The following is a 7,221-nucleotide window of genomic DNA, read 5'->3' on the forward strand; positions in this document are numbered from 1 at the left end:
CTGAAGCTGGATTAGGCATTTTCAGAAAAGGGAGGGAAATTTTAAGCTGTGATTATGCTTGCCTTCGGGGCATAAGAAGCGGATATGTCTCTTGAGCACCATGGCTAAAGCTTATGAAAACTTTCCGTCCCTTTTCCCTCTCGCGTTGTGACCAATGCCCCTTGTCACGCCGCCATTTTCTGGGCTTGGCGGGAGCCGCTTGCGCCGGCTTGGCGGCCTCGGCCGCCCTGCCGCAATGGAGCCAGGCAGCCGCTACGCCAACGCCCAAAATGAAGTTGCGCCTGGTCTTTGCTTTGCATGCCCCCGTGCAACCCGGCCCGGACTGGCCCAACAAGGGCTTCGACTTCCGGCCTTTCATGCAAAAGGTGGAGCGCACCCTGACCCGCCAGTGCCGTGACTTCGAATTTCTGACGTCCACCGCCACGGGCCCCGAACAGGCCGCCAAAATACTGGAAGAGGACAAGTCCAGCGGCGTGCAGGGGTATGTGGTGTTTCAAATGAATTGTTGGAATCGGGTGGTGCAAACCCTCGCCGGCTCGGGCAAACCCACCTTGTACGCCGATTTCCAGTACGGCGGCAGCGGTGGCTTCCTGGTCTATAACGCCGCCTTCCTGCGGGCCCAAACCCCCAACGTCGGCTTTGTGGCCAGCAGCAACCTCGAGGATCTGGTGGACGCCGTGGCCTGTTTCCGGGTGTTGCAAAAAGGCGGCACCGCTGCCGATTTCGTGGCCGCCACGGCCAGATTGCGCCAGCAGGCCACCCGCCGCGAAGCACGCGCCTCCGTGCGGGATGACCGGCCGGCCCTGTTGCCCATTGATGAATGCGTGCGGCGCATGCGCCAGTCCAAAATCCTTGCCGTCCGCGATCAATCCGCCGGCCCCGAGGGGACCTGCATGGAGATTCCCGTCCAGCGCATCAGTTTTGCCGAGCTGAACGAGGCCTGGAAAAACGCCAATAAGGAGGAGGCGCGTCTAATCGCCTACCGCTGGAGCAAAGGAGCTGCCAAGGTGGCCGGGGTGGACTGGAGCACCCTTGAGACCAGCGCCGCCATGTACCTGGCGCAAAAGGAGGTCATGAAACGCCACCAGGCCAACGCCATCACCATCAATTGCCTCGGGGGCTTTTATGGCGGCCACATCCACGCCTATCCCTGCCTGGGCTTTTATGAGCTCCTCAATGAAGGGCTGATTGGCGCCTGCGAGTGTGACATCCGCTCCACCGCCACCATGGTGGCGTTCACCACCCTGACCCAGGGGCGGCCGGGATACATTTCCGATCCCGTCATGGATACGGCCAAAGGGCAGATCATCTACGCCCACTGCGTCGCCTCCAGCAAGCCCTTTGGTCCCCAGGGCCGCGCCAACCCCTATCAAATCCTCACCCATTCCGAAGACCGCCAGGGCGCCTCGGTGCGCTCCCTGCTGCCGGCGGGCTACCTGTTGACCACCTTGGAAGTGGACAACGGACGCAAGGAAATCCTCCTGCACCGCGCGCGCGCCGTCGGCAACGACCCGGATGACCGGGCCTGCCGCACCAAACTTTGTGCTGTGCCGCTGGGCGATTTTGAAAAACTCTTCACCTTCTGGGACCAATGGGGCTGGCACCGCGTCACCTTCTACGGCGACTTGCGCGAGCCGGCCTTCGAATTGGCCAAAGCCCTGGGGTGGAAGGTGGTGGAGGAAGCCTGAGGGCCGCCGCGCGCAGGACACCAACGGCCCCTGCGGCGCGACGAGGTTATCTCTGAAAGTTTTGGGCCAGCGCCACGGCTTTGAGCATGGCGCGGGATTTGTTCACCGTCTCCATGTATTCGGCTTCGGGATCGCTGTCATTGACCCAGCCTCCGCCGGCCTGCACGTAAGCCATGCCATCCTTCAACAACGCCGTGCGGATGGTGATGCAGCAGTCCAGGTTGCCGTTGAACGAGAAATAACCCACACAACCGCCATAAGGGCCGCGGGCGGTCTGCTCCAGCTCCGCAATGATCTGCATGGCGCGGATTTTGGGGGCGCCGCTCAGCGTCCCCGCAGGGAACGTGGCGCGCATCAGGTCAAAGGGGCTGCGCTCGGCCGACAGCCGCCCTTCCACCTGCGAGACGATGTGCATCACATGGCTGTAGCGTTCAATGATCATCAAATCCTTCACCTGCACCGTGCCGTAATCGCAGACCCGGCCCAAATCATTCCGCGCCAGATCCACCAGCATCACATGCTCGGCCCGCTCCTTCGGATCCGCCAGCAGCTCTTCCGCCAGTCGCCGGTCTTCTTCCGGCGTTTTTCCGCGCGCGCGGGTCCCGGCAATGGGCCGGATTTCCACCTTCCGATCCTCGCAACGAACATGAATTTCCGGCGAGGCCCCCACCAGCGAAAAGCCATCCAGCTCCAGCAGAAACATGTAAGGAGAGGGGTTCACTGTGCGCGCGGCCCGATACACATCCAGTGGCGTGGCTGTGACCGGCGCGCTAAAGCGCTGCGAGCCGACCACCTGGATGATGTCCCCGGCATGGATGTATTCCTTGGCCTTGCGGACGTTGGCCAGAAATTGCTCGCGTGACATGTTGGAGGTGGCGGCAATCTCGGGAATCTCAAAGGGCACACTCAACGGCGCGGCGCCCACCGGCTGCTCCAACAGCGCGATAATCCGGTCAATTTCCGAAACCGCCTCCTCGTAAGCCTTGGCGGGGGGCTGCCCTTCTTCAATAAGCGCATTGACCAGAATGGTGATGGTTTGCGCCACCCGGTCAAAAATCAGCAGCTCGTCCGCCACCAGGAAATACAAAACCGGCGTGCCCAATTCATCCTTCGGCGGCCGTGGCACCACCGGCTCGATGTCATGAATGAACTCGTAGCCAAGGTAGCCCACCGCTCCCCCCGTAAAGCGGGGCAGGCCGGGTAATATCGCGGGGCGATACCGCCGCATCAGCCGCTCCACCACCTCCAGACCATCCCGGCAGGTGCCGGGCCCCTGACCGATAATGTCGGTGGACACCCGTTTGCCGCCTTCAAAAACCTCCACGCAGGAGCCCGTTTGCTTGATGACGGCCCGCGGATTGCACCCCACAAAGGAATAGCGGCCCAAATGTTCCCCCCCCTCCACCGACTCAAAAAGGAACGATTCCCCTTGGCCGCGGATTTTATGATAGGCGGACAGCGGGGTCTCAAAATCAGCCAGCAGGCGGCGGGTGACCGGAATTAAATTGGCCTCGCGCGCCAGCACTTCAAACTCTGCCAGGGTGGGGGTATGCATACCAGGCAATATGACACACGGGCTGATGATCCTGCCCCCTTCCACGGGGCGGGGCCGCTCCATGAAACGATGCTTCATCATCCGCCACTGCGGTTATATTAGTGCGATCTGCCGCGCCTGGCCAGCGGTAAAAAAATGCGTGACGGGAACTCAGCTTAATGGTACAAAATAGGTTTTTCCCGGATCAATGGCCGGGCTGGTTTGGGAATGGGGATTTAGGGCTCATTCAGGCCCCTTAGCCGGAGAATGGGTATGCGACATTTGCTGACTTTAGAGGGACTGGCGCTGGAGGACATAAACTGGATCCTGGCGCAGTCCGCCGATTTCAAACGCCTGCGGGGCAGCCATGCGCGTCCGTTGACCGGACAAACATGGGCCATGCTGTTTGCCAAGTCCTCCACGCGCACCCGCGTCTCTTTCGAAGTGGGCATTCATGAGTTGGGCGGCCGCCCCCTCTTTCTCAACGCCATGGATATTCAACTGGGCCGTGGCGAACCCGTCAAAGATACCGCCCGCGTCTTGGGCCGCATGGTCCACGGCGCGGTCATCCGCACCTACGCGCAGCGCGATGTTGAGGAATTTGCCCGTTACGCGCAGATTCCCACCATCAACGCCTTGACCGATGAAGAGCATCCCTGCCAGGTGCTCACTGATGTCTTCACCTTTCAGGAGAAACGGGGCCCCATTCAAGGACGGGTGGTCACTTTCATCGGCGATGGCGCCTCCAACATGGCCAATTCCTGGATTTTTGCCGCCGCCAAACTGGGCTTTGAGCTGCGCATCGCCGCTCCCAAAGCCTTTCAGCCCGCGCCGGCCATCCTCCAGCGCGCCGGTGGCCGGGTGGTGGTAACCGAGAACGTGGCCGAGGCTGCCGCTGGCAGTGATCTGCTCTACACCGATGTCTGGGTCTCCATGGGCAAGGAAGCTGAGGCCGCCGAACGCATCAAGCTGCTCACCGGCTACCAGATCAATGCCGCCGTGGTGCGCGCGGCCAATCCCGGCGCCCTGGTCATGCACTGCCTGCCGGCTTATCGCGGCAAGGAAATTGACGAAGACACCTTTGAAGCCCACGCCGGCACCATCTTTGACGAGGCCGAAAACCGCCTCCACGTCCAGAAAGCCATTCTAGCCTGGTTGGTGGCCAAATAATCAAGCCACCGCGCCCGTCTCCCATTGCCAGCGCAACAGCCGCCGGCTTTGCGCTTGCACCTTGAACGGCTCCGCAATCCGGCAGCCTTCCACCCAGAAAATGCGGCCATCCGCTGCCACGGCCACCAGCCGCCGGCGCCGTTCGGCGGCCGGTACTTTCAGATTCACAAAGAAATCCTGCAGCTTCATCTCCGCCTTCGCCCCAATCGGCCAGTACCGATCCCCCGGCTGCCAATACCGCAACCCAATCCAGCCCCCAATCCTTTCCGCGTCAAACCACTCCACCCCGCGCTGAAACGCAGGGGCTTCTCCCGCCTTGCGATCGCGGATCTCCCATCTCAGGGTGTGGTTTTGCCATCGGATCTCCCCGCCGGCAGAAAGCTGCAAATGCAGCCGCTCAGGCGCATGCGCCAAAGACTCGGGCTCTGCCAGCCTGTGCAGATTGAGTTGGGCATCCGCCTGCACCCGCCGGCCTCCCGTCACCATGATCGGCTCTCTCGGATGCCGCCGCAAAAACTCAATCAGCTCAAAGTGCGGCTCCACCCCCAGCCGAATCAGCTCCCGCGCCAGATGCCGCCGCTGCAGGGCCAATGGCCATTGAGCGGGTGGGGCATCACCCCGCTGGGCTTGGGCCACCGTTTCCGCCGCCATGAAGGCATCTTCCGCCCGCAGCAGTTCCATGGTGCGCAGGATGACCGCAGACAGACCGGGCTGCCACTCGCTCAACAAGGGCAGCAATTGATGGCGAATCCGGTTGCGCAGCGGCTCCGGCGAGGCATTGCTTTCATCTTCCCGGTATCGCACCCGGAATTGATCCGCGTAGTCTGCCAGCGCGGCGCGGGGCACCTCCAATAAGGGCCGCAACAGTTGCACTCCGGCATCCGCGGGCGACGGGGCGATTTTTTCCATGCCCTTCAGCCCCGTGGGACCGGCTCCTTGCAGCAAGCGCACAAAAAACAGCTCCACTTGATCCTGGGCATGATGCCCCAGCACAATTTTCCCGGCCCCCGCCTGCCGCGCCACTCGTGCCAGAAAAGCATGGCGGGCCTGCCGGGCCGCCATCTCCACGGAAATCCCCGCCCGGTGAGCCAGGGCGCCCACCGCCTCCGCCTCCACCCGCACCTCATGCCCCAGCCGCCGGGCCGTGCGGCGCACAAAAAGCGCATCCGCCCCGCTGGCCCGGCCACGCAAACGATGATTGAAATGCGCCACGATCAGCCGCCATTGATGGCGTGGAGCCAGGCCATGCAGCAGGTGGAGCAGCACCATTGAATCCAGCCCCCCCGAAACCGCCACCACCAGCGGTTCGCGCGGATGGCAATGGGCTTCCTCGAGTAAAAAGGTTTCGAGCTGCTGCGCCAGATGCGTGGACCCTGGATTCATCTGCGCTGCGTCAGGCGGTGGGGGGCAATTCCCGGTTGAGCTTCTCCAATTCTCTGCGGGTGCATTCAGGACAAAGACCGTGGGAAAAGCGCAGGTCCCAGTGCCGGCTGAAATAGGCTTCCACCTGCTGCCAATATTCATTGTCATCGCGCACCTTGCGGCAGTTCATGCAGATGGGCACGATACGCTGCAGCTCCGTGAGCTCCGAAATATCCTCCAATACCAACAGCACCAGCCGGCGCTCCCCGTATTCAAAAGGTGTGGCCGTCACCAGACAATAATAATCCGTCACCGCCTCCCCTCGCTGCACCTGCAAGTGAGCCCGGCGACGGACCACCCCGTTGCCGGCATGCGCCTCTTTGACGCTCTGGCGGATGATGCAGTGCCGGCATTCCTCACCCCGCCCGCAGCCGCCCGGCGCCTCCCGGGCGCGCAGGCAGCGGAGCACCTCGCCCCCGCGGCGGCGCACAATGGTTTCCCGCGATTGCTGCAGCAGCTCGGCCGCGGCGCGGTTGCACTCCAACACTTCCACGTCATCGTCCACCGCAAACACCAGTGCCGGCACGGCATCCAGCATGGTCTGAAAAAGATCGCTGGTCACCATGGCGCTCATGCCTCCATTTCCCTGACAGAAACTGCCGGCTCCGCCTCCGCGGGACGGAGGGGGGCCTTGTGGCCGTTCTGCACGTTGACCATCACCGCGAACGTCCGAAAGACCTCGTGATGCTGGCGCGCATTGATTGCCCACACATTGATCTTGCAGGACGTCTGCCCCACGCTCTCCACTTCGCTGTAAATCTTGATGATGTCGCCCAACAACACGGGTGACTTGAAATCGAACTGGCCAAACAACTTGGTGACGAAATTCGCGCTCGGAAACGCCAGCGACGCGGCACTATACGCCATCTCGTCCGCCCACTTCATCATGTACCCGCCGAACAAATGTCCGGCGTGATTCAGAAACTCCGGCCGGATTACCAGCGTTTTTTCATGTCGCATAAAACCAGCATAACACAAGCGCCGGCCCTGTCCAACCTTCAGGGCACCCTCCTGCCACCCACCGGCTCGACCACTGCCCGCCCCCCCATGCGCCCTTCTAACCCGATGAGGCCTGAACCCATCTCACATTGAAATGAAAGGTACATGCGCCACCCTCAGCCCCTTCGCTTGCGCATCTCCGGTTTTGCATTTTGCACTTTGCATTTTGCACTTTGCATTTTGCATTTTGCATTTCCCCATCCCCCTAAATGGCCTTGAACGAAGAGAGGTTTGGGGGGATATTGGCCGCGGGTCAGCCAGAAGCAAATGCAAGCGTGGGGAACCATCGGCACGTATGAAGCCAGGGAGGAGGCAAATCCCATCCCACAAGATTCCTCTCCTCTGAACGGTGATTACAGCGTGGGCGTGTTGGTGGCGACGGTGATTCATAACGGCCCGAAGGCGGGG

Annotated in this window: 6 protein-coding genes; 2 read left to right on the top strand and 4 right to left on the bottom strand. The window is 61.7% G+C overall.

Annotated elements, in window-relative coordinates; genetic code table 11:
• The first annotated feature begins 113 nt into the window (after window positions 1-113).
• Window positions 114-1,688, top strand: coding sequence for a twin-arginine translocation signal domain-containing protein (locus N3J91_10630; GenBank protein MCX8156885.1), 1,575 nt, complete (start codon window positions 114-116; stop codon window positions 1,686-1,688).
• A 46-nt stretch (window positions 1,689-1,734) separates the two neighbouring features.
• Here N3J91_10630 and trpE read toward each other — a convergent pair whose 3' ends face one another.
• The gene (gene trpE, locus N3J91_10635) at window positions 1,735-3,243 is read right to left on the bottom strand and encodes an anthranilate synthase component I (protein ID MCX8156886.1); all 1,509 of its coding nucleotides are present in this window, start codon (window positions 3,241-3,243) and stop codon (window positions 1,735-1,737) included.
• A gap of 252 nt (window positions 3,244-3,495) precedes the next feature.
• On the opposite strand from trpE, the gene argF reads away from it, so the two are divergent.
• Window positions 3,496-4,392, top strand: a complete 897-nt coding sequence (gene argF, locus N3J91_10640) for an ornithine carbamoyltransferase (protein MCX8156887.1) — start codon at window positions 3,496-3,498, stop codon at window positions 4,390-4,392.
• Here argF and tilS read toward each other — a convergent pair whose 3' ends face one another.
• The 3 genes from tilS to N3J91_10655 are packed head-to-tail and all read right to left on the bottom strand — an operon-like array spanning window position 4,393 to window position 6,774.
• On the bottom strand, window positions 4,393-5,775 hold the full coding sequence (gene tilS, locus N3J91_10645) for a tRNA lysidine(34) synthetase TilS (protein MCX8156888.1): 1,383 nt from the start codon (window positions 5,773-5,775) through the stop codon (window positions 4,393-4,395).
• 10 nt (window positions 5,776-5,785) lie between these two features.
• Entirely contained in the window at window positions 5,786-6,388 is a 603-nt protein-coding gene (locus N3J91_10650; protein MCX8156889.1) for a PAS domain-containing protein, read from the bottom strand.
• Window positions 6,385-6,774 (bottom strand): acyl-CoA thioesterase, encoded by a 390-nt coding sequence (locus N3J91_10655; GenBank protein ID MCX8156890.1) that lies wholly within the window; start codon window positions 6,772-6,774, stop codon window positions 6,385-6,387. Before N3J91_10655 ends, N3J91_10650 begins: the two co-directional genes overlap by 4 nt.
• Window positions 6,775-7,221: the final 447 nt, after the last annotated feature.

The sequence above is a fragment of the Verrucomicrobiia bacterium genome (genome assembly GCA_026414565.1).
Taxonomy (GTDB): domain Bacteria; phylum Verrucomicrobiota; class Verrucomicrobiia; order Limisphaerales; family Fontisphaeraceae; genus Fontisphaera.